Origin of the sequence: Tolypothrix tenuis PCC 7101, from assembly GCF_963874875.1 — a bacterium.
Classification (GTDB): domain Bacteria; phylum Cyanobacteriota; class Cyanobacteriia; order Cyanobacteriales; family Nostocaceae; genus Aulosira; species Aulosira tenue.
This window is the reverse complement of sequence record NZ_CAWNJS010000001.1, coordinates 7,169,678-7,189,737: the sequence shown is the minus strand read 5'-3', so window position 1 is coordinate 7,189,737 and position 20,060 is coordinate 7,169,678. Positions and strand designations below refer to the sequence as shown.

The window sequence follows — 20,060 nt, the reverse complement described above, 5'->3', positions numbered from 1 at the left end:
GTACCAGAAAACTAAGCTCTTTCGTGAGATCAAAAGTTTTTCTAATTACTTAATTTATGTTTAAATATTGTCACAACTACATTTAAATTAATAATCTGTCCAAGTTAACAACTTCCAGGATGCATCAAGCCAGCCTCAGAAAACAGCTTGTCAAAACCTGCTCGCCCGACTCTAGGGCGCAGCGTAGCCCCCACTTAGCCCTACTCGCACTATTTTGCCAAACTAGCAAAAGTGGACAGGTAAACAACAAGGCGCTGGCTTTAGAGGATAAGGGATATAGGAGAACTGAGGCATTGTTTGGATCAAGCGAGAAGTTGGCAAGAAGGCTTATGCCAATCCAAATTTCACAAAAGTGTCCTCCCCAAAAAGCAAAGCGTGAAAATCATCAGGCTACTGAACCTTGTTATATTCACACGCCATTCGCCACAAGCCAGGAAACCCTTCCCAGGCGATGGTTCCTGAAGTTGTTGACAGGAGAAACATAATGCCGCAATTACAAGCTAAATCGCTGGAAATGAGGACACCCCAAGCAACTAAAACCGCCGTTCTGGTTATCGGAGGCGCAGAAGACAAAGTTCATGGCCGCGATATCCTCAGAACTTTTTTTGGCCGTGCTGGTGCTAGCAAGGCATATATTACAATTATTCCATCTGCCTCCCGGGAACCTGCCATCATTGGTGGTCGGTATATCCGTATATTTGAAGAAATGGGTGCTGAAAAGGTTGAAATTCTAGATATTCGCGAACGGGAACAGTGCGAAGCATCTCATATCAAAGCATCCTTAGAAGCCTGTAGTGGAGTATTTTTAACAGGAGGGGATCAATTGCGTCTCTGTGGTGTATTGGCAGATACCCCAGTGATGGACATTGTCCGACAGCGAGTCAGATCGGGGCAGCTTACCTTAGCAGGCACAAGTGCAGGGGCAGCAGTGATGGGGCATCACATGATTGCTGGGGGCGGTAGTGGAGAAACCCCAAACCGTTCTCTGGTCGATATGGCAACTGGTTTAGGATTTATTCCCGAAGTGATTGTAGACCAACACTTTCACAACCGTAATCGCATGGGGCGCTTAATTAGCGCGATCGCTGCTCACCCCGATCGCCTAGGTATTGGTATTGATGAAGACACTTGTGCGGTGTTTGAACGTGATGGTTGGTTACAAGTTATGGGTAAAGGTAGTGTGACTATAGTTGATCCCACGGAGGTAACTCATACCAATGAACCCCATGTAGGTGCCAACGAACCCCTAACAATACATAATTTACGTTTACATATCCTCAGCTATGGCGATCGTTTTCACCTGTACCAGCGGACTGTATTGCCTGCTGTACACCGGATCTCCAGCTGACGGAATAGAGTATCTGAGGTTACACTGAGTTGATCGCTGATTTATTTCTTACTGTAGAAAAATCAGAGTAATACTATCTAAAAAGAAAAAACTGTTCACCATAAACAGTTTAGCGATCAAATTCAGTAAGAAACTAGAATATTGGTTCCGAATCTCCATCTACCTATTCCCATGAGAATCCTCAAGATCCAGACCTTACGCGGCCCAAACTACTGGAGCATTCGACGCCACAAGTTGATCGTCATGCGACTCGATTTAGAAAACCTAGCCGAGAAGCCCTCGAATGAAATCCCTGGTTTTTACGAAGGATTAGTTGAGGCGCTGCCAAGTCTGGAGGGCCACTATTGCTCCCCTGGCTGTCGTGGTGGTTTTTTAATGCGGGTGCGAGAAGGCACCATGATGGGCCATATCGTCGAACATGTAGCTTTAGAACTGCAAGAACTAGCTGGAATGCATGTAGGCTTTGGTCGCACCCGCGAAACTGCTACACCCGGCATTTACCAGGTAGTCATTGAGTACCTTAATGAGGAAGCGGGACGCTACGCGGGACGAGCTGCTGTGCGCTTGTGCCAAAGTATTGTAGATCGCGGTCGCTATCCCAAAGCAGAGCTAGAGCAAGATATCCAAGACTTAAAAGACTTCTGGAGAGATGCGTCTTTGGGGCCCTCTACAGAAGCGATCGTCAAAGAAGCAGAAAAACGAGGTATTCCCTGGATGTCTCTGGGGGCGCGCTTTTTGATTCAGCTAGGCTATGGCGTGAACCAAAAGCGGATGCAAGCAACCATGACCGACAACACGGGCATTTTGGGAGTAGAACTAGCTTGCGATAAAGAAGCTACCAAACGCATCCTCGCTGCTGCTGGTGTACCAGTGCCTAAAGGTACAGTCATAAACTTCTTGGATGATTTGGAAGAAGCTATTGAATATGTTGGTGGTTATCCCATAGTTATTAAGCCTTTGGATGGTAATCACGGACGGGGTATCACCATTGATATTAGAACCTGGGAAGAAGCAGAGGCAGCCTATGAAGCCGCCAGACAGGTTTCCCGCTCAGTTATTGTTGAGCGGTATTACGTCGGACGCGATCATCGGGTATTAGTGGTAGATGGCAAGGTTGTCGCAGTTGCCGAACGTGTACCAGCTCATGTAGTTGGTAATGGTAGATCTAGCATTGCGGAACTAATTGAGGAAACAAACCAAGACCCCAATCGCGGCGAGGGACATGATAATGTGCTCACCAAGATTGAACTTGACCGGACTAGCTACCAGCTTCTAGAAAGGCAAGGTTATACCCTAAATAGCGTGCTTCCCAAAGGTACAATTTGTTATCTGAGAGCAACAGCTAACTTAAGTACAGGAGGCTGTGCTGTAGATCGTACCGATGAAATCCACCCAGAAACCGTTTGGCTGGCACAACGGGTAGTAAAAATTATTGGATTGGATATCGCAGGGCTAGATATTGTCACCACTGATATTAGTCGCCCCTTAAGAGAAGTTGATGGCGTAATTGTGGAAGTGAACGCCGCCCCTGGTTTTAGAATGCACGTTGCACCTAGCCAAGGCATTCCCCGCAACGTTGCTGGCGCAGTCATGGATATGCTGTTCCCCAACGAACAATCTAGCCGCATTCCCATCCTCACTATTACGGGCACTAATGGTAAAACCACTACTACAAGACTGCTAGCACATATATATAAGCAAACAGGAAAAGTAGTAGGTTATACAACTACAGATGGAACTTATATTGGTGATTATTTAGTAGAAGCAGGTGATAATACTGGCCCACAAAGTGCTCATTTGATATTGCAAGACCCTACTGTAGAAGTTGCGGTATTAGAGAGCGCTCGTGGTGGTATCCTTCGTTCTGGCTTGGGTTTTGAAGCCGCAAATGTTGGTGTCGTATTAAATGTTGCTGCCGATCACTTAGGCATAGGTGATATAGATACCATCGATCAGTTAGCTAACCTCAAGAGTGTAGTCGCAGAAGCTGTATTCCCTGACGGTTATGCCGTACTTAATGCCGACGATCACCGGGTAGCAGCGATGGCAGAAAAAACCAAAGCGAATATTGCTTACTTCACCATGAACCCCGACTCAGAACTGGTGCGGAAGCACATTCAAAAGGGTGGAGTCGCGGCTGTTTATGAAAATAATTATCTCTCAATAGTCAAAGGCGATTGGACACATCGCATCGAAAGAGCAGAAGCTATTCCCTTGACAATGGGTGGACGTGCGCCATTTATGATTGCTAACGCCTTAGCAGCTAGTTTGGCCGCCTTTGTGCAGAACGTCACCATTGAGCAGATTCGCGCTGGGTTAAAGACATTCCGTGCTTCCGTGAGTCAAACGCCAGGACGGATGAATTTATTTAATTTGGGCAACTATCATGCTTTGGTAGACTATGCTCACAACCCAGCTAGTTACGAAGCTGTGGGTGCTTTCGTCCGTAACTGGACTTCTGGACAGCGCATTGGCGTAGTTGGGGGCCCTGGCGATCGCCGTGACGAAGATTTTGTTACCTTGGGCAGGTTAGCAGCCGATATTTTTGATTACATCATTGTCAAAGAAGATGATGACACTAGAGGTCGTCCTAGAGGTTCCGCCTCAGAGTTGATTACTAAAGGCATTACCCAAGTTAAACCTAATTGTCGTTTTGAATCAATTCTGGATGAAACCCAAGCCATTAATAAAGCCTTAGATATGGCTCCGGAAAATAGTCTGGTTGTGGTTTTACCAGAAAGCGTCAGCCGTGCTATTAAGTTAATTCGCGCACGTGGCGTAGTCAAAGAAGAAACACAGCAATCAAATACACCCGCAACTGTTGTAGATTCTCAAAATGGTGTGGCTTCTTCGATTATCAACACGCTGCTTTAGTCAATAGTAGAGATGCGATCGCTCGTATCTCTACCATTGACCTTTGCCATGCTGCCAATTTTGCAGATTACTGGTCTTGCTCTGAGTTATTATCCGCACTAGAACCTTTAATTTCCTCCTTAAAACCCCGTAGAGTTTTACCCAGCGCACTTCCCAATTCGGGAATTTTTTTTGGGCCAAAAATTACAACAGCGACTATCACAATAATGGCAACTTCTGGCCATCCTAGTCCAAATAACATATAGGCTTCCTCTCAAGGATACTTAATTAAATCATAGAGTAGTAAGAGATTAGAGTAGTTGGGTAGGTAGAGAAGAAATATTGTTTAGCCTCAATCTCACCTAATAAACTTGCACTATTCATGGACAACACCAAAGATATATTTTTCCTATCATTTATATAACAACCATAAATTCTTATAAAACTATAGAATTGCTTTTAGTTCAGTCTGGAATTAAAAAGCTAACATGACATCTTTTGAATCAAATAAGATTAAGACTGTTGAAGTGGATAACGTCACGTTTGAAACTGTAGTATCAGATAGAGTATTAACCATCCCAGAAGTGAAGCGTGGTGTTTATACTCTTGTAAGGCTTGGTATTCGGATTATCAATAATAGACAAACACCCTTATACTTTCCATCCCATGCTTATTCGATGTTTCCAGAAATGATCGCACCAGACGATCAACTCATGTTAACCGATTTACACTCTGAAAGACTCAGTAAACGAATTGAATCTGATTATGTACTAGTAATTCCAGGAGAGGCAGTAACTTTTTCTCGTGATAGCTTTCTTTTTTGGATACAAAACCGAAAGAAAAAGCGTGAACGCAAGTTGGCATTGAATATACCATTTCCATCTGAAGATATTTATATTTTCCGTCCACTATATCCGGGCATATATCAATTTCGGTTTAAATATAATGAATCTCATGAAAGTATCAAAGATTTTTATCAATGGAATGAATCAACAAAATTAAACAATATCTGGACTGGAAAAGTACTAACTCCGCTTGTGGAAATTCACTTAGTAGAGCCATAAATTAGGTTTAGATTATTTGTTTTAGAAGTCGATTTCTTCAATCACTTCAGCCAAAGGGGATTGACGGAAAAATTCTGAGAGTTTACTTGGTTACTCTGGGTTAGTGTTATTTGTAGTCAGGCTTTGAGCCAAAATTTGGATAATATACATTTTCTCGTTGGGAGAAAGCTGAAGGAGTTGTTGTTCGAGTTCTTGTATGAGCATGATGGGGTTGAAGCAGAGGATAATTTTCTACTGTTTACTAATTTCTATCCCTAACCAATCGCTTAATTCATGGGCTAACCATTCTAGTTCCGCATCCGATTTAATACTACCGTTACCGCCAATTTGATATTTCTGGACACCAGCCCAAATATCTAATTGAGCAGGAACTTGAGTGCGGGTACCTTCTGAGTCTTTAGTGAAATGCTGCGGCGTATAAACTAACTTAGTAATATTTTCTCTGGGTGATGGCTGTGGGCGATGGGATTTAAATCCTAATAAATTGTAAGTTAAAGCAATTTTTTGCCGATCAAGGCATAAGCGGATGCTTCCCCAAATGCTAAATATAAAACCATACATCATAAAGCCGCCTGCACCCCAAAAAGGCAGAGAGAACAAAGCAAAGGGGAGGTTGACAGGAAAAGGGGCGGCGAGTGCGTTAATTGTCCAAAAGAGAATAAATGAATTCCAGGCGATCGCAAACGTACCTAAGAAGATCATCGATGGTTGCCAGCCAGTAGGTGGAATGATAATTTCTAAGGCATCTCGATGTTTAGTTAGTTGTATTTTGCTCCCAGGCGGTTTAGCAGTAGTTAAAGCTAAAGCATGGGGAATTTCAGGTTTTTCTAAGGCTTTGAGTGCTTCTAAGGCAGAACTAGCACGCTTTTCTAAGTTAGGTTCAATTAACCACCGCAACCAATTAGTGAAGCTGGGACTGAGATTCACTGCTTGCTCAAACTGAATGCGAAAATCCTTTTGGGGTAAATCTGCTGGCTGGATACCTGTTACCAAATAAATTAATGTCGCCCCTAAGCTATAAAGATCCGAAGCTGGGACAGTACGTCCACCAAATTGTTCTGGTGGCATATAACCGTAGGTTCCCACTATAGTACGAGTAGAGCCTTCAGTCGCCAAAACAGTTTGTACTGAGCCAAAATCTACCAAATAAACTTGACCGACGCTATTACCAGAGCGATCGCCTAATAAAATATTGCTAGGCTTAATATCACGGTGAATTACGGGTGGATGCAGTCCATGCAAGTAACAGAGAATTTCTAAAAGCGCTTTAGCTATCTGCTTAACTTCTGCTTCTGTAAATATCTGCCCAGCTTTTAAATATTGCTCTAAAGTTTGTGCTGAAATATAAGTTTGTACTAGAGCAAATCCATTAATAGTAGGTGTATTTAGCTCAAAATAGTCTAAATAGCGAGGAATAAAGGGATGTGATAAAGATTTTAAAGTTTCAGCTTCTCGCTCAAACAGCTTGAGATCATCCCATTCAAAGTCACCACTAAAGGAAAGTAATTTGACAACGACGAGTTCCTCAGTTACCAAGTCACGGGCCAATATTGTCCGTCGCCCAGACTTCTTTCCCAATTGCTGCTGAACTTCGTAGCGACTGTTGAAGATTTCTTTAGTCATTATGATTACGGATAAAGCTATGCCTAAAGCTTGTTAAAGCCTACGACCACTCAAAACAGACAAGCTGATATCTTTAGTATAAATATGTAATTTTATGTCCTCCCAAATATGGCCTTATATTACCCCTGGTATTCCCGATGAGTTGTTTGAGTACTTACCGGGAATACCTTTAAGCCAACGAGAAGTTAGGCTATTGCTGATTGCTCAACTACGACTGCAACCAGATTCAGTGTTATGGGATATTGGTGCAGGTACAGGTACAATTCCTGTAGAGGTAGGACTTTTATGTCCTGGTGGCAAAATTATCGCTGTCGAACGGGATGAAGAAGTAGCTAACCTCATCCGCCGCAACTGCGATCGCTTTGAAGTCAAAAATGTTGAAGTGATTGAAGGTAGCGCGCCGGATTGTTTGCAGGATATTAAAGTTACCCCTCACCGCGTTTGCATTGAAGGGGGAAAGGCCATTCAAGAAATTTTGCAAGCTGTGTGGAATTATCTACCACCTACAGGTAGAGTGGTTGCCACAGCTGCTAATCTAGAAAATCTATATGCTATTTCTCAGGGTTTTTCGCAATTAAGAGCTCGCAATATTGAAGTTGTGCAATCTGCGGTGAATCGCTTAGAAATGCGTGGTTTTTCTCAAACCTTTACCGCAGTAGATCCTATATTTATCCTTAGTGGTGAGAAACTAGACTAAATCCGAAGGATGAGGGCTAAAGGCTAAAGTATGAAAAATCAAGGTAAACACCTAAATTACTGGAAATGCGGCAATTCATACATAAAACCTGATATTTACAACTTCATTCTTCTCCTGCGGAGACGCTACGCGTAGCTTGCTTCCCCGGAGGGGTACATCCTTATTCTTTCATTCTTTATTGCTATGCCTTGGTCTCGGATTATTAGTGGAATTGTGGCGATCGCACTGGCTCTGTTTGCAACCCTATTGGGGGGTTGGTACTTTACCATTGTGATTGCTATTGTGGTCTTTTTAGGACAACAGGAATATTTTAATTTGGTGCGAGCCAGAGGCATAGCTCCCGCAGCTAAAACCACCATGTCTGTCAGCCTCATCTTACTGGCAATTTGTACCTTGGATGGAGGGTTAGCTGATGCGGTGATGCCAATAGCTGGGACATTTATTTGTTTTTATCTATTGTTTCAACCCAAAATGGCGACGATTGCTGATATATCAGCGTCAATTATGGGGCTATTTTATGTAGGTTACTTACCAAGTTACTGGGTACGGTTGCGATCGCTTGGTAGTGCGGCCCTGAGTAATATACCTTTAGGGGGTTATTGGCCTACAGGTTGGACAGATATTCTAGACCAAAGAAATCTTGCATTACTACCGCAAGGTTTGACAGCAACAGTGCTAACCTTTTTTTGTATTTGGGCAGCTGATATTGGTGCTTACACTATTGGTAAATTCTTCGGCAAAACTCGTTTATCAGATATTAGCCCCAAAAAAACAGTGGAAGGAGCCGTCTTTGGAATCAGCGCTAGCGTTGCCATCGGTCTTGCTGGTGCTTATTATCTTCACTTACCCAGAGCGCTCTATACTGGTCTAGCATTAGGGCTGTTGATTGGTATTGCGAGTTTGTTAGGAGATCTGATTGAATCTGCCCTGAAGCGTGATGCTGGAGTGAAGGATTCAGGACAGTTGATACCTGGACATGGTGGGATTTTGGATCGTACAGATAGTTATATCTTTACGGCTCCCCTCGTTTATTATTTTCTGACTTTGTTGTTACCGCTAATTACGGAGAGTTAATCAGGGGTAATGGGTAATAGGTAATGGGTAATTTTTCTGCTTTTTCTCTGCCCTGTGCTTCCAAATCCCCTGTTCTGCTCTAATACTCAGAACTCAGCACTCAGCACTCAGTATTATCTCGTAGATGAGAACTGATGCCAATTTCGGTGATTTCCACGAACTTTGGCATAGGAATTATAAATTATTATAAATACTAAGTCTCTTGAGTTTTTGATTATTAATCATCAGGGGTTAACGTTAATTCGCCCGCGACATACTAACTTACCGGGGATCAGCGTGAGTTCTTGGATATCTACCTCTGGGCCAAGATCAAAATTGTGTTCTTGATTACTTTCGTTTTGCACTACCATGTCGTACTGGATTTGGATTGGTGCTAGTTGCAACTCCTGAGCGTTGATCAACTGTAAGCCCAGACAAATCTTGATGGGCGTAGATTCCCCTTCGGATGCTAGAATGCCACTCAGTATAATTTGATTGGTATCCAGGATAATTTTTTGCCAAGCAGTAGACTTGGTTTTTGTGCAGTGTTCTGGTAAAAGTTTAACCAGTACATCATTTAAAGCCGTTGCTAATAACTCCGAAGACAGAGATTGATTGAGATCCTGTTCTTCCATACTCAGTTCACCAAACACTGGTACTGTCTCTAACAATCGTAGCGGCTTGCCCTTGATGACTGAGCCGATGTTGACTTGTATGTTTTCTGCCACTAGTTGAATTTTTCCTATATGGAGACCTCGGTAAACGGCATGACTAGCAAAAATCGATACCCAAGGAATTTTTCCCGAGAGAAGTTGGCGATCGCTTGCTCTAATGTCCACTTCAATTTGCGATACTTGAGTTACCTGTGCTTTCAACCACAGCTTAAGTGCGGTTTTCAGCATATTGGTAATTACGCGGATTTTGCCGTTACTTTTGGGGTCTGAATTCTGCTCTGGCATTCAACTCCTGTGTTTATGGGTGAAAACTCTACAATTGGCGGAAGTTAAACAAGCCTTAAATGTAACATTTATGGCTATTAACAACAAAATGCAAATATTATGATTTAAATGTTAGCGAGAGAATAAGCAAATTCCACATGGAGGTACGGTTACAAAAAATTCTTGCCCAATGGGGTATTGCCTCACGGCGTGAAGCTGAAGAAATGATTCGGCGATCGCGTGTGCGGATAAATGGAGTATTGGCACATTTAGGTCAAAAAGTTAACCCCCAAACTGACAAAATTACAGTTGATGGTAAGCCAGTAGTTACTAAACAACGTCCGGCTCTAACCTATTTATTGCTGAACAAACCTGCGGGAGTAGTGTCCACTTGCTACGACCCTCAGGGAAGAACAACTGTTTTAGATTTATTACCACAAGAATTACGCCAGGGATCGGGTATTCATCCCGTAGGGCGTTTAGATACAGATTCTACAGGAGCATTATTACTTACTAACGATGGCGAACTGACATTTTCTCTCACCCATCCTAGCCATAGTGTCCCGAAAACTTATAGTGTATTGGTTAAAGGACATCCATCGGAAGTAGTTTTACAAATATGGCGACAAGGTGTGTTGTTGGAAGGGAGAAAAACACGACCAGCCCAGGTACGCCTAATAGAAAGTTTTTCTACTAACAGTAGATTAGAAATTGTGTTAAAGGAGGGACGCAACCGCCAGATTCGCCGTATAGCCGAACAATTAGGCTACCCGGTGATTGAACTACATCGGACTGCTATTGGCCCGATTCAATTACAAAGACCAAAACAACCCTATTTAAAACCGGGTAACTATCGTTCCCTAAAAGATGATGAGATGCGCTTTTTGCAACAGCAAATTAAGCACACACCTATTAAGGATTCAGCTGAGTTAAGGAGTGTAATCAACCATGACATGGTTCAGAAGAAAGAATAATCAGCCGCAAACCCTTTCAGTAGAGCAACAAAGAGCTGAAAAGTTAGCAGAAATTGGCGCACAACTTTGGGCTTCTCGTCAAGAACAGGGTTTATCGCTAGAGGAAGTAGTTGTGATGACTAGAATTCCTAAGCGGCTGTTACAGGCTATTGAAGAAGGTAATTTAAACGAGCTGCCAGAACCAATTTATATTCAAGGATTGATTAGGCAATTTGCTGATGCATTGGGCTTTAACGGCGTAGAATTTTCTAGCACTTTTCCGATTGTTTATCAACAGGTAAGTTCTACTTCTACTTGGACAAATAAGCCCATTAACCAATTGCGTCCTCTGCATCTTTACTTACTTTATATATTTGTGATTGTTTGTTCTGTGAGTGGCTTATCTCAAATACTGAATAACGCTGCTTTACAAGCAAGTACTAGCCAAACTGACCAAACCAACGCGCAAAAAGAGTCTTTCGCACAACCGGCTCAATCAACAAAGCCTCTGGAGATTAAACCATTTAGTAATACTCTCCTGAGTGCTAAAGATGGTCAACCAGTGCAGATTGGTGTAATTTTGAAATCGTCATCTTGGATTCGTGTAGTAGCTGATGGCAAAACACAATTTGAAGGTACGCTACCACAAGGAACTCATCGTACTTGGAAAGCTCAAGAGCAATTAACAGTGAAAACTGATAATGCTGGTGGTGTGCTGATGAGCGTTAATCAGGAGCAACCTAAGGAAATGGGAGAGCCAGGAAAGGTTGAGGAAATCAAAATTGCGGCTAAAACTAGGTTTTGAAAATTGCTAACCCAAGTTGTTAGTTACGTAGATAAAACGTTTGGATTTGGTAATTGATAATTGGTAATTGGTAATTGCGAAAAAATTCTTAACTCTTACCTATTACAAATTAAACATTACTAGTACCGCAAGGCGGAATTCAAAATTCAAAATTCAAAATTCAAAATGAATACGCCGTAAGGGTTTCGTTGATTTGGAATGGTTGGTTTATTTCCGCCGAACTGTACTAGTCTGAAAAATGATAATTAGCAACTTATTGAAATTTATTTTTGGGGCGCAAGCATTGCTTGCGCCCCTTTGGTTTATGTACTCAACACACATTATCTAGCACTGGACTCTTTGGGCGCACGGCCATACAAGGTGGTTAGGCGTTTTAGTTTGTGGCTTAATTCTTGAGTTAAGGCGTTTTCTTGGTAGCGCCACTCCCAGTTACCTTCAGCAACGCTGGGGAAATTCATCCGCGCTTCTCCGCCCAATCCCAAAATATCCTGTAAGGGAAGAATTGCTTGATTGGCAATGGAACTCAAAGCAAGTCTAATTAAATCCCAGTGGATACCTTCAGGACTGACACAACCTAAATAAAGCAATAAGTTTTCCTTTTCCCAGTCGCCAGCTTGATTGAACCAGCCAACAGTGGTGTCATTATCGTGGGTTCCGGTATAAACTACGGCATTACGTGGGTAGTTGAAGGGTAAAAATGGATTACCAGGATCGGAACCAAAGGCAAACTGTAAAACTTTCATTCCCGGAAATTCAAACTTGTCCCGTAGTGCTTCTACCTCTGGCGTAATCACGCCTAAATCTTCTGCTAAAACTGGGAGTTTGCCTAATTTTTGGCGAATAGTTTCAAAAAAAGCTTCTCCTGGTGCTTCTACCCATTCACCATTAATGGCAGTTTCTTCACCTTGGGGTACAGACCAGTAAGCTTCAAATCCTCGGAAGTGGTCAATACGAATAATATCTACATAATCTAGCATCGCTTCAAAACGTTGCAACCACCACTTAAAGTCTTGCTTTTGTAATTCTTCCCAGTTATACACTGGGTTACCCCACAATTGACCTGTGGCGCTAAAGTAATCTGGTGGTACACCTGCCATTTGTGCGGCTTCGCCAGTTTCTTCATCTAAAGCAAAGATATCAGGATTTGACCAGACATCAGCGCTATCATGAGCAACGTAAATCGGAATATCACCAATAATATCTATACCGTGTTTATTTGCATAGGTTTTGAGTTCTGACCACTGCTGGAAAAACTCATATTGGATGAATTTATAATAAAAAATCTCCTGAGTCAGTTGTCGCCTTACCCTATCCAGCGCTTCTGGTTGACGCTTGGCAACTTCAGGTTCCCAGGTATGCCAACTAGCACCATTTTGAGTATCTTTGAGCGCCATAAATAAGGCATAATCATCTAGCCAATAAGCTTTGCGATCGCAAAATTCGGCAAATTTTTTCTGCTGAGTTGATGTTGCTTTGGTGTGAAAGTTCTCGCAAGCTTTTTGCAGTAAGGCATTTTTAATTGGTACAATCTGCTCGAAATCTACTTTGTTTGCCGGAAATCCTGGTAAATTAGCAAAGTCTTCCTCTTTTAGTAGCTCATCCTTGAGCAGTTTTTCTGGGCTAATCAGCAAGGGATTCCCCGCCATTGCTGAGTAAGACATATAAGGTGAATTGCCGTACCCAGTAGGGCCTAAAGGTAGAACTTGCCAGTATTGTTGGTTACTATCTTTGAGAAAATCGATAAAGCGATAAGCTTCTAAGCCTAAATCCCCAATGCCAAATCGGCTGGGAAAGGAAGTTGGATGCAGCAAAATGCCGCTGGATCTGGGAAAAGGCATATTTAACCTGATGATGTTTGAGGAGGGGATCGCATCGAATCTATCACGGTAGGGACTGGTTTAGAAGCTACCAATAGTGGGATAAGTACAGAATGTAATAAATCCCTATAAAAGCTCATAATTACTACTTAATACTTAATATTGCCTATGAATTACCGTAATCCCGCTCCGACTGTGGATGTAATTATTGAATTAATCGATCAACCTCATCTACCTATAGTGTTAATTGAAAGACATAATCCGCCACTAGGTTGGGCACTTCCTGGTGGTTTTGTGGATTACGGTGAATCTGTGGAAGCAGCAGCGCGACGGGAAGCTGAAGAGGAAACGGGTTTAAAAATAGAGTTGGTTGAGCAGTTTTTAGTCTATTCTGACCCCAACCGCGATCCGCGTCAGCATACTATTAGCATTGTATTTTTAGCGACAGCGAAGGGACAGCCAAAAGCTGGTGATGATGCTAAGAATATCGGCATTTTTGAGTCGTGGCTTGTACCTGGGAATTTGTGTTTTGACCACGATCGCATTTTGCGCGATTACTGGCAATATCGGCATTATGGGTTACGTCCGAGGTTGGGTTAAGGGAACGAACCACAAAGGCACAAAGGGCGCGAAGAAGGTGAAAGAAGTTAAATACCTGTGACAGAAAATCATCGAGATTATACTTATTGATAGGTATTTAAAGGCGCATTATGGATGTTGAAGAACTTTTAGAGCAATATGCAGAAGGGCAAAGAAATTTTGAGCAAGTAAATTTGAGAGGGTTAGACCTCAAAAGTGTAGATCTAAGTGAAATAAATCTTCGACATGCAAACTTAAGTGGAGCAGATTTGAGTGATGCTATTCTGATCCAGGCAAACCTTAATAGTACCGTTCTCTGTAGAGCAGATTTTAGCAGCACTAACTTGAGTGGAGCCAGCTTGAGCGGTGCTAATTTTAGTCAAGCCAGTGGTTATCAAGCAAACTTAAGTCGAACAAACCTCAACAGTGCTAATTTGACTAGTGTAAACTTTGCTGAAACTGACTTTACTCAGGCAGACTTCACTAACGCCTCACTTCAAAATGCCAATCTCCAGAAAGCAAAACTGCGGGGTGTGAGTTTGGAGAAGTGTAATTTGTCAGGAGTTAATTTCGCTAGTGCAAATTTGATTGGGGCATACTTAGGGCACGCAAATCTCAGTAAAGCTGTCTTACAAGGAGCAAATCTAGAAAGAACTAGTTTTGTAAATGCAAACTTGATGATGGCAAACTTTGATGGTGCAAACTTGAAGAAGGCGAATTTAACTGGAGCGAATATCTACGGAGCAAGCTTTAAAGATGCTGACCTAACTGATGCGATAATGCCTGATGGAGAAGTATACAAGCCGATCGCCTGTGAGGTGGAAGTCGGTAAGCAAAAAGCATCTTGGGAAAAAGTAGTATTTATGACACGTCAAGTTATTCGTACTGATAATGCACCTGAACCGGTGGGGCCATATAATCAAGCGATCGCAGCTTCTGGTCAAATGGTGTTTGTAGCTGGACAAATTGCGATCGATCCTCGCATCGGTCAGGTTGTCTATACTGATGATGTGAAAAAGCAAACTGAGCAGGTAATGGCTAATTTAGAAGCTATTTTGACCGCAGCAGGGGCAACATTTGCAAATGTGGTAAAAACCACTGTCTTTCTCGCAGATATGAATGATTTTGCGGCAGTTAATGCAATTTACGCAAAATATTTTCCCGAAGATACAGCCCCAGCCCGTGCTTGTGTAGAGGTATCACGGTTACCAAAAGATGTATTGGTAGAGATTGACTGTATAGCCGTAATTTGAGATTTACAACGTATTTCGGGTAAATAAGGTAGGCAGGTAGGGGCATGGCATTGCTATGCCCTTAGAATTATCTGTACCTCACTCTTTCTCATCGAAACTCCATTCTTTTGTGAGTGGAGTTTTGATATTAGTACGTTACACTTCCCGATAACGTACCATATAAATTAACGGTAATTAATATATCTAATTCAACCAGTATTTTATGGTAAGTTACGTATGTTTTTGCGAATAAATATACATCTTCAACATCGCAAAACATACTTTGTAAAATATTCAACACAATTTAAATTTTTTACCTGCATAAGTGACTTTTATTTACTACGAAATTGTACAAAAAGTCATGAATTTTTATTAACTTTAATCGCTGGCAATTCTATTTTTATTGTCCAAAATCAAGATTTTGTATAATTCGTAACTTTTTACAAGTTAAATATCGCACTAATATCACAATTTAATGATATTTACAGCTACCTAAAAAGTTAGCTGAATCCTTGTGAGGAGAAGTAAAAAAGATAATGAGTAGACGATTTAACCGACGCAGGTTTTTAATATACGGTTCCGCAACTCTCGGTAGCACAATTTTTCTTAAGGCTTGTACAACTGAAACTCCAACTGCTACCAATACTCCAGCTACATCTCCTACTGCTGCGCCGGCGGCGGCTACTAGTGGTAACACTATCAAAGTAGGTATTTTGCATTCTCTCAGTGGAACAATGGCTATTAGTGAAAAAAGCGTTGTTGATGCTGAAAAATTAGCAATTAAGGAAATCAATGCAGCTGGTGGTGTTTTAGGAAAGCAAATTGAAGCCGTAGTAGAAGATGGTGCTTCTAACTGGGATACCTTTAGAGAAAAAGCTACTAAGCTGATCGATCAAGATAAAGTAGCGGTAGTTTTTGGCTGTTGGACTTCTGCTAGCCGCAAGAATGTCAAGCCAGTTTTTGAAAGTAAAGACCACATGCTGTGGTATCCTGTGCAGTACGAAGGTCAAGAGTGTTCTAAAAACATCTTTTACACAGGTGCAGCACCTAATCAACAAATAGAACCTTCTGTTGATTGGCTGTTAAAAAATAAGGGTAAACAATTCTTTTTAGTCGGTTCAGACTACGTCTTTCCTCGCACTGCTAACACCATTATTAAAGCGCAATTAGAAGCGCTAGGTGGTAAAACAGTTGGTGAAGATTACTTACCTTTAGGTAATACAGAAGTTACACCAATTATCACCAAAATTAAGCAAGCTTTGCCTAATGGAGGCGTAATTTACAACACTTTAAATGGTGATAGTAATGTAGCTTTCTTTAAGCAATTAAAAGGCGCAGGCTTAACACCAGATAAATATCCTTCGATGTCGGTAAGTATTGCCGAAGAAGAAGTGAAAGCTATTGGTGTGGAATATCTCAAAGGTCACTATGCAGCTTGGAATTACTTCCAAACTGTAGATACACCCGCTAATAAGAAATTTGTGGAAGCATTTAAGAAAGAATATGGTGCAGAACGGGTAACAAATGACCCGATGGAAGCTGCATATATTGCTGTTTATTTGTGGAAGCAAGCAGTAGAAAAAGCAGGTAGTCCTGACTTAGTGAAAGTGCGTGCTGCGGCTTATGGACAAACTATTGATGCGCCAGAAGGTAAAGTCACAGTCAACGCCAATCATCACATATCTAAAATTGTGCGAATCGGTGAAGTGAGAGACGATGGTTTGTTTAATATTGTCTATGCTACACCTGCGCCTGTTGAGCCAGTTCCTTGGAATCAATTTGTGAAAGAAACTAAGGGATATGCTTGTGATTGGTCAGATCCAGCTAAGGGTGGTAAATACAAAAAAGCCTAAAGGCTAGGTAATGGGTAATTGGTAATCGGTAATCGGTAATTACCAATTATGAGTAGCTTAGGCACTGGTTACCCTACTTTCAATAATTAGGGAACATCAAAATTTCAATTATGCTTTATTCCCTGTTCCCTGTTTACTCTTTCAAATACCAAACAAAATCCTCATCATTAGGTTAAAAAAGTGTTAACAGGTTTTTTAGATGCGGTATTTAATGGAATTAGTATTGGTTCTGTATTGTTAATTGCGGCATTGGGATTAGCCATTATATTTGGCTTGATGGGCGTGATTAATATGGCGCATGGCGAATTGATGATGTTTGGTGCTTATACCACATTCGTTGTGCAAAATGGCTGTAAACAATTGGGCGGGTTTTGGTTTGAGATTTATATATTTCTGGCTTTAGTTATCGCTTTTATTTTCACAGCTTTTATCGGATTAATTCTAGAAAAAGGCGTAATTCGGTATCTTTATGGACGACCGCTAGAAACTCTGTTGGCAACTTGGGGAGTGAGTTTAATATTTCAGCAGTTTGTCCGCAGTGTGAATTGGGTATTAATAATTTGCTTGGTTTTGTTTTCTCTATTATTTTTTGGAGGTTTATGGTTTTTAAATTCCCGCAATAATTTAGAGAGAGTGCGTAACTGGGTTGTGGCGGTAATTTTATTGCTATCTCTAGCAATTACAATCACTACGGGTAATTTATTAAGTCAAACCTATAAATTAGCAGTAACTCAGCCTTGGTTTGGGGCGCAAAATGTGGATGTCACAGCACCAAGATGGTTGCAATCTGGGATATCTGTTGCTGGTGTGCAATTACCTTTTGCTAGGTTATTTATTATTGGTTTAACAATCATCTGTGTAGCGGGAATTTATCTCTTCTTACAGCGTTCTAAGTGGGGATTAAGAATTAGGTCGGTTACCCAAAATCGTAGTATGAGTGCTTGTTTAGGTATTCCAACTCAAACAGTGGATGCGATCACTTTTGCGTTGGGTTCTGGTTTGGCGGGTGTGGCTGGTTGTGCGATTAGCTTACTAGGTTCTGTAGGGCCAAATACTGGACAAAATTACATTATCGACACCTTTATGGTTGTGGTTGTTGGTGGTGTGGGTAATTTAGCAGGTACTATTGTCGCTGCTTTGGGAATTGGTACAGCTAACTTTTTAATTGGTTCTGGAACGCTGGCTTTATTATTAACTCCTGTGAAGCCTTTGGCAGAGTTTTTTACTTTTTTTGCCACTACAAGTATGGCAAAGGTGATGGTATTTGTCCTGATTATTCTGTTTTTGCAGTGGAAACCTGCGGGGATTTTTCCGCAAAAAGGGCGTACTGTTGATGCTTAGGATTTTTGGGGAAGAAACCGCTAAGGATGCAAAGTAAGAAATGAAAAGAAAGGCAGGAAAGTTAATATTAATTGAAGTTGGGGTAGTAGTGGCGATCGCACTTATCCTGATTTTGATTATGCCAGTGGTGTTGTCAGAATTTCGCTTGAATTTGCTGGGGCGATTTTTATCCCTGGCGATTGTGGCTTTAGCTATTGATTTGATTTGGGGCTATACTGGGTTACTCAGTTTGGGACATGGGATTTTCTTTGGCTTGGGTGGATATGCTATAGCTATGTACCTGAAGTTGCAAGTTCCATCTGGTGAGTTACCTGATTTCATGGGATTGTATGGTGTAACGGAACTTCCCTGGTTTTGGAAGCCTTTTTATTCTTTTCCCATAGCAGCAGTATCGGTGGTGTTAATTCCCGGTGTGCTGGCGGGACTGTTGGGATATTTAGTATTTCGCAATCGGATTAAGGGCGTTTATTTTTCAATTTTGACCCAAGCCGCAATTATTGTCTTTTTTAATTTCTTTAACGGTCAACAACAATTTTTTAACGGTACCAACGGGCTGATAGATTTTACAACTTTGTTTGGTGCGACAGTAAGCGATCCAAAAACAAAATTTATTTTCTACACCCTTACAGTCATCTTTCTCACAGCTACCTACGGACTTTGTCGCTGGTTAACTAGCGGACGCTTTGGGAAATTATTAATCGCCATTCGCGACGATGAAAGCCGGGTGAGATTTTCTGGCTATGATCCTACAGAATATAAAACATTAGTGTTTGCAGTTTCCGGTGCGATCGCAGGGATTGCAGGAGCATTTTACACTCTACAAAGTGGTTCTGTTTCACCTAGAGCAATGGATATTGCCTTTTCCATTGAAATGGTAATTTGGGTAGCTGTGGGGGGAAGGGCTACTTTAATTGGGGCGATTGTTGGTACTTTATTAGTTAATTATGCCCGTGCTTTTTTAAGCGAACAATTTGCCGAAATCTGGCTATTTTTCCAAGGCGCACTATTTTTAATAGTGGTGACAGTGCTTCCTGATGGACTAGTCGGATGGTTGCGTCAGCAAAAGATTCCTTTTATCAAACCTCCTCAAGAAATTTCCACATATCCCAGCTTAGAAGAAGACCCGGAAGTGCAACATGAACGCCAAAATTTTGGAAACTGAAAACGTAACTGTAAGTTTTGATGGCTTTAAAGCACTCAACCAGTTAAATTTTAGTATGGATGTAGGGGAATTGCGAGTAGTAATTGGCCCCAATGGTGCTGGTAAGACCACATTTTTAGATGTAATTACAGGGAAAGTCCAACCCACTATCGGACGGGTTTTATTTAAAGGTAAAAATCTCCGTTCTATACCGGAACATCAAATTGCTAGGCGAGGAATTGGGCGGAAATTTCAAACGCCGAGAGTATATCTCAATTTAACCCCACGAGAAAATTTAGAAATTACCAGCAACCGCAATAAAAATGTTTTTTCTACCTTATTTGGGCGTGCTGAAAGTTCTGAAAAGAATAGTATCAAAGGTTTATTAGAAACAATTGGCTTAACTGTCAAAGCAGATATACCCGCAGCTTTATTATCTCACGGAGAAAAGCAACGTTTAGAAATTGGGATGTTAGTAGCCCAGTCTCCTGACTTATTACTAGTTGATGAACCTGTTGCAGGTTTAACAGATGAAGAAACCTATAATATCGGTGAATTACTGTTAACACTCGCACAGAATCATTCAATCTTAGTCATTGAACATGATATGGAATTTGTGCGCCAAATTGCCCGCAGAGTCACAGTATTACATGAAGGTTCAGTATTGTGTGAAGGCAATTTTGAAGAAGTACAGAATGATCCAAAAGTAATTGAAGTTTATTTAGGTCATCAAGAGTAAGTTGAGTAATGAGTAATGAGTAAT

Annotated in this window: 17 protein-coding genes; 13 read left to right on the top strand and 4 right to left on the bottom strand. The window is 41.5% G+C overall.

What is annotated here, in order from left to right:
* The first annotated feature begins 484 nt into the window (after window positions 1-484).
* Window positions 485-1,348, top strand: a complete 864-nt coding sequence (locus tag AACU25_RS28330; protein WP_045868234.1) for a cyanophycinase — start codon at window positions 485-487, stop codon at window positions 1,346-1,348.
* Window positions 1,349-1,519: 171 nt separating this feature from the next.
* A complete protein-coding gene (cphA, locus tag AACU25_RS28325) occupies window positions 1,520-4,222 on the top strand; it encodes a cyanophycin synthetase (protein WP_096581391.1) in 2,703 nt (900 codons plus the stop codon).
* A gap of 67 nt (window positions 4,223-4,289) precedes the next feature.
* On the opposite strand, the gene tatA is transcribed toward cphA, so the two are convergent.
* Window positions 4,290-4,463, bottom strand: a complete 174-nt coding sequence (tatA, locus tag AACU25_RS28320; RefSeq protein WP_096581389.1) for a twin-arginine translocase TatA/TatE family subunit — start codon at window positions 4,461-4,463, stop codon at window positions 4,290-4,292.
* Between the two features lie 226 nt (window positions 4,464-4,689).
* Between tatA and AACU25_RS28315 the strand changes: the two genes are divergently transcribed.
* Window positions 4,690-5,265 carry a hypothetical protein gene (locus AACU25_RS28315; RefSeq protein ID WP_096581387.1) on the top strand — a complete coding sequence of 192 codons (576 nt, stop codon included), beginning with the start codon at window positions 4,690-4,692 and terminating at the stop codon, window positions 5,263-5,265.
* 231 nt (window positions 5,266-5,496) lie between these two features.
* On the opposite strand, the gene AACU25_RS28310 is transcribed toward AACU25_RS28315, so the two are convergent.
* Window positions 5,497-6,888, bottom strand: coding sequence for a serine/threonine protein kinase (locus tag AACU25_RS28310; RefSeq protein ID WP_096581385.1), 1,392 nt, complete (start codon window positions 6,886-6,888; stop codon window positions 5,497-5,499).
* A gap of 94 nt (window positions 6,889-6,982) precedes the next feature.
* Here AACU25_RS28310 and cbiT point away from each other — a divergent pair, with 94 nt between their 5' ends.
* A complete protein-coding gene (gene cbiT / locus AACU25_RS28305; protein WP_096581383.1) occupies window positions 6,983-7,585 on the top strand; it encodes a precorrin-6Y C5,15-methyltransferase subunit CbiT in 603 nt (200 codons plus the stop codon).
* 183 nt (window positions 7,586-7,768) lie between these two features.
* A complete protein-coding gene (locus AACU25_RS28300; protein ID WP_096581381.1) occupies window positions 7,769-8,659 on the top strand; it encodes a phosphatidate cytidylyltransferase in 891 nt (296 codons plus the stop codon).
* A 224-nt stretch (window positions 8,660-8,883) separates the two neighbouring features.
* Here AACU25_RS28300 and AACU25_RS28295 read toward each other — a convergent pair whose 3' ends face one another.
* On the bottom strand, window positions 8,884-9,597 hold the full coding sequence (locus AACU25_RS28295) for an LmeA family phospholipid-binding protein (RefSeq protein WP_096581379.1): 714 nt from the start codon (window positions 9,595-9,597) through the stop codon (window positions 8,884-8,886).
* Between the two features lie 137 nt (window positions 9,598-9,734).
* Between AACU25_RS28295 and AACU25_RS28290 the strand changes: the two genes are divergently transcribed.
* Together AACU25_RS28290 and AACU25_RS28285 are read left to right on the top strand one after the other, a co-directional pair.
* Window positions 9,735-10,550: a pseudouridine synthase gene (locus tag AACU25_RS28290; RefSeq protein WP_096581377.1), complete on the top strand. Its 816-nt coding sequence runs from the start codon at window positions 9,735-9,737 to the stop codon at window positions 10,548-10,550.
* Window positions 10,525-11,334 carry a helix-turn-helix domain-containing protein gene (locus AACU25_RS28285; protein ID WP_096581375.1) on the top strand — a complete coding sequence of 270 codons (810 nt, stop codon included), beginning with the start codon at window positions 10,525-10,527 and terminating at the stop codon, window positions 11,332-11,334. The genes AACU25_RS28290 and AACU25_RS28285 overlap by 26 nt, the downstream gene beginning before the upstream one ends.
* 320 nt (window positions 11,335-11,654) lie before the next feature.
* Here the strand turns inward: AACU25_RS28285 and malQ are convergent, their stop codons facing one another.
* Window positions 11,655-13,172, bottom strand: a complete 1,518-nt coding sequence (malQ, locus tag AACU25_RS28280; RefSeq protein ID WP_096581373.1) for a 4-alpha-glucanotransferase — start codon at window positions 13,170-13,172, stop codon at window positions 11,655-11,657.
* Window positions 13,173-13,319: 147 nt separating this feature from the next.
* Between malQ and AACU25_RS28275 the strand changes: the two genes are divergently transcribed.
* From AACU25_RS28275 to urtD, 6 genes are all read left to right on the top strand, one after another.
* Window positions 13,320-13,751: an NUDIX domain-containing protein gene (locus tag AACU25_RS28275; protein ID WP_096581371.1), complete on the top strand. Its 432-nt coding sequence runs from the start codon at window positions 13,320-13,322 to the stop codon at window positions 13,749-13,751.
* Window positions 13,752-13,861: 110 nt separating this feature from the next.
* Window positions 13,862-14,983, top strand: coding sequence for a Rid family detoxifying hydrolase (locus AACU25_RS28270; RefSeq protein ID WP_096581369.1), 1,122 nt, complete (start codon window positions 13,862-13,864; stop codon window positions 14,981-14,983).
* Between the two features lie 515 nt (window positions 14,984-15,498).
* Window positions 15,499-16,815 (top strand): urea ABC transporter substrate-binding protein, encoded by a 1,317-nt coding sequence (gene urtA / locus AACU25_RS28265; protein ID WP_096581367.1) that lies wholly within the window; start codon window positions 15,499-15,501, stop codon window positions 16,813-16,815.
* A 180-nt stretch (window positions 16,816-16,995) separates the two neighbouring features.
* Window positions 16,996-18,156, top strand: a complete 1,161-nt coding sequence (locus AACU25_RS28260) for an ABC transporter permease subunit (RefSeq protein WP_096581365.1) — start codon at window positions 16,996-16,998, stop codon at window positions 18,154-18,156.
* Between the two features lie 40 nt (window positions 18,157-18,196).
* Window positions 18,197-19,318, top strand: a complete 1,122-nt coding sequence (gene urtC, locus AACU25_RS28255) for an urea ABC transporter permease subunit UrtC (RefSeq protein WP_096581363.1) — start codon at window positions 18,197-18,199, stop codon at window positions 19,316-19,318.
* Window positions 19,293-20,036, top strand: coding sequence for an urea ABC transporter ATP-binding protein UrtD (gene urtD, locus AACU25_RS28250; protein WP_096581361.1), 744 nt, complete (start codon window positions 19,293-19,295; stop codon window positions 20,034-20,036). Before urtC ends, urtD begins: the two co-directional genes overlap by 26 nt.
* Window positions 20,037-20,060: the final 24 nt, after the last annotated feature.

Bases quoted from the DNA above. Each gene is read 5' to 3' on its own strand.
- AACU25_RS28330 (WP_045868234.1), top strand. From the start codon at position 485: ATGCCGCAATTACAAGCTAAATCGCTGGAAATGAGGACACCCCAAGCA.
- cphA (WP_096581391.1), top strand. From the start codon at position 1,520: ATGAGAATCCTCAAGATCCAGACCTTACGCGGCCCAAACTACTGGAGC.
- tatA (WP_096581389.1), bottom strand. From the start codon at position 4,463: ATGTTATTTGGACTAGGATGGCCAGAAGTTGCCATTATTGTGATAGTC.
- AACU25_RS28315 (WP_096581387.1), top strand. From the start codon at position 4,690: ATGACATCTTTTGAATCAAATAAGATTAAGACTGTTGAAGTGGATAAC.
- AACU25_RS28310 (WP_096581385.1), bottom strand. From the start codon at position 6,888: ATGACTAAAGAAATCTTCAACAGTCGCTACGAAGTTCAGCAGCAATTG.
- cbiT (WP_096581383.1), top strand. From the start codon at position 6,983: ATGTCCTCCCAAATATGGCCTTATATTACCCCTGGTATTCCCGATGAG.
- AACU25_RS28300 (WP_096581381.1), top strand. From the start codon at position 7,769: ATGCCTTGGTCTCGGATTATTAGTGGAATTGTGGCGATCGCACTGGCT.
- AACU25_RS28295 (WP_096581379.1), bottom strand. From the start codon at position 9,597: ATGCCAGAGCAGAATTCAGACCCCAAAAGTAACGGCAAAATCCGCGTA.
- AACU25_RS28290 (WP_096581377.1), top strand. From the start codon at position 9,735: ATGGAGGTACGGTTACAAAAAATTCTTGCCCAATGGGGTATTGCCTCA.
- AACU25_RS28285 (WP_096581375.1), top strand. From the start codon at position 10,525: ATGACATGGTTCAGAAGAAAGAATAATCAGCCGCAAACCCTTTCAGTA.
- malQ (WP_096581373.1), bottom strand. From the start codon at position 13,172: ATGCCTTTTCCCAGATCCAGCGGCATTTTGCTGCATCCAACTTCCTTT.
- AACU25_RS28275 (WP_096581371.1), top strand. From the start codon at position 13,320: ATGAATTACCGTAATCCCGCTCCGACTGTGGATGTAATTATTGAATTA.
- AACU25_RS28270 (WP_096581369.1), top strand. From the start codon at position 13,862: ATGGATGTTGAAGAACTTTTAGAGCAATATGCAGAAGGGCAAAGAAAT.
- urtA (WP_096581367.1), top strand. From the start codon at position 15,499: ATGAGTAGACGATTTAACCGACGCAGGTTTTTAATATACGGTTCCGCA.
- urtC (WP_096581363.1), top strand. From the start codon at position 18,197: ATGAAAAGAAAGGCAGGAAAGTTAATATTAATTGAAGTTGGGGTAGTA.
- urtD (WP_096581361.1), top strand. From the start codon at position 19,293: ATGAACGCCAAAATTTTGGAAACTGAAAACGTAACTGTAAGTTTTGAT.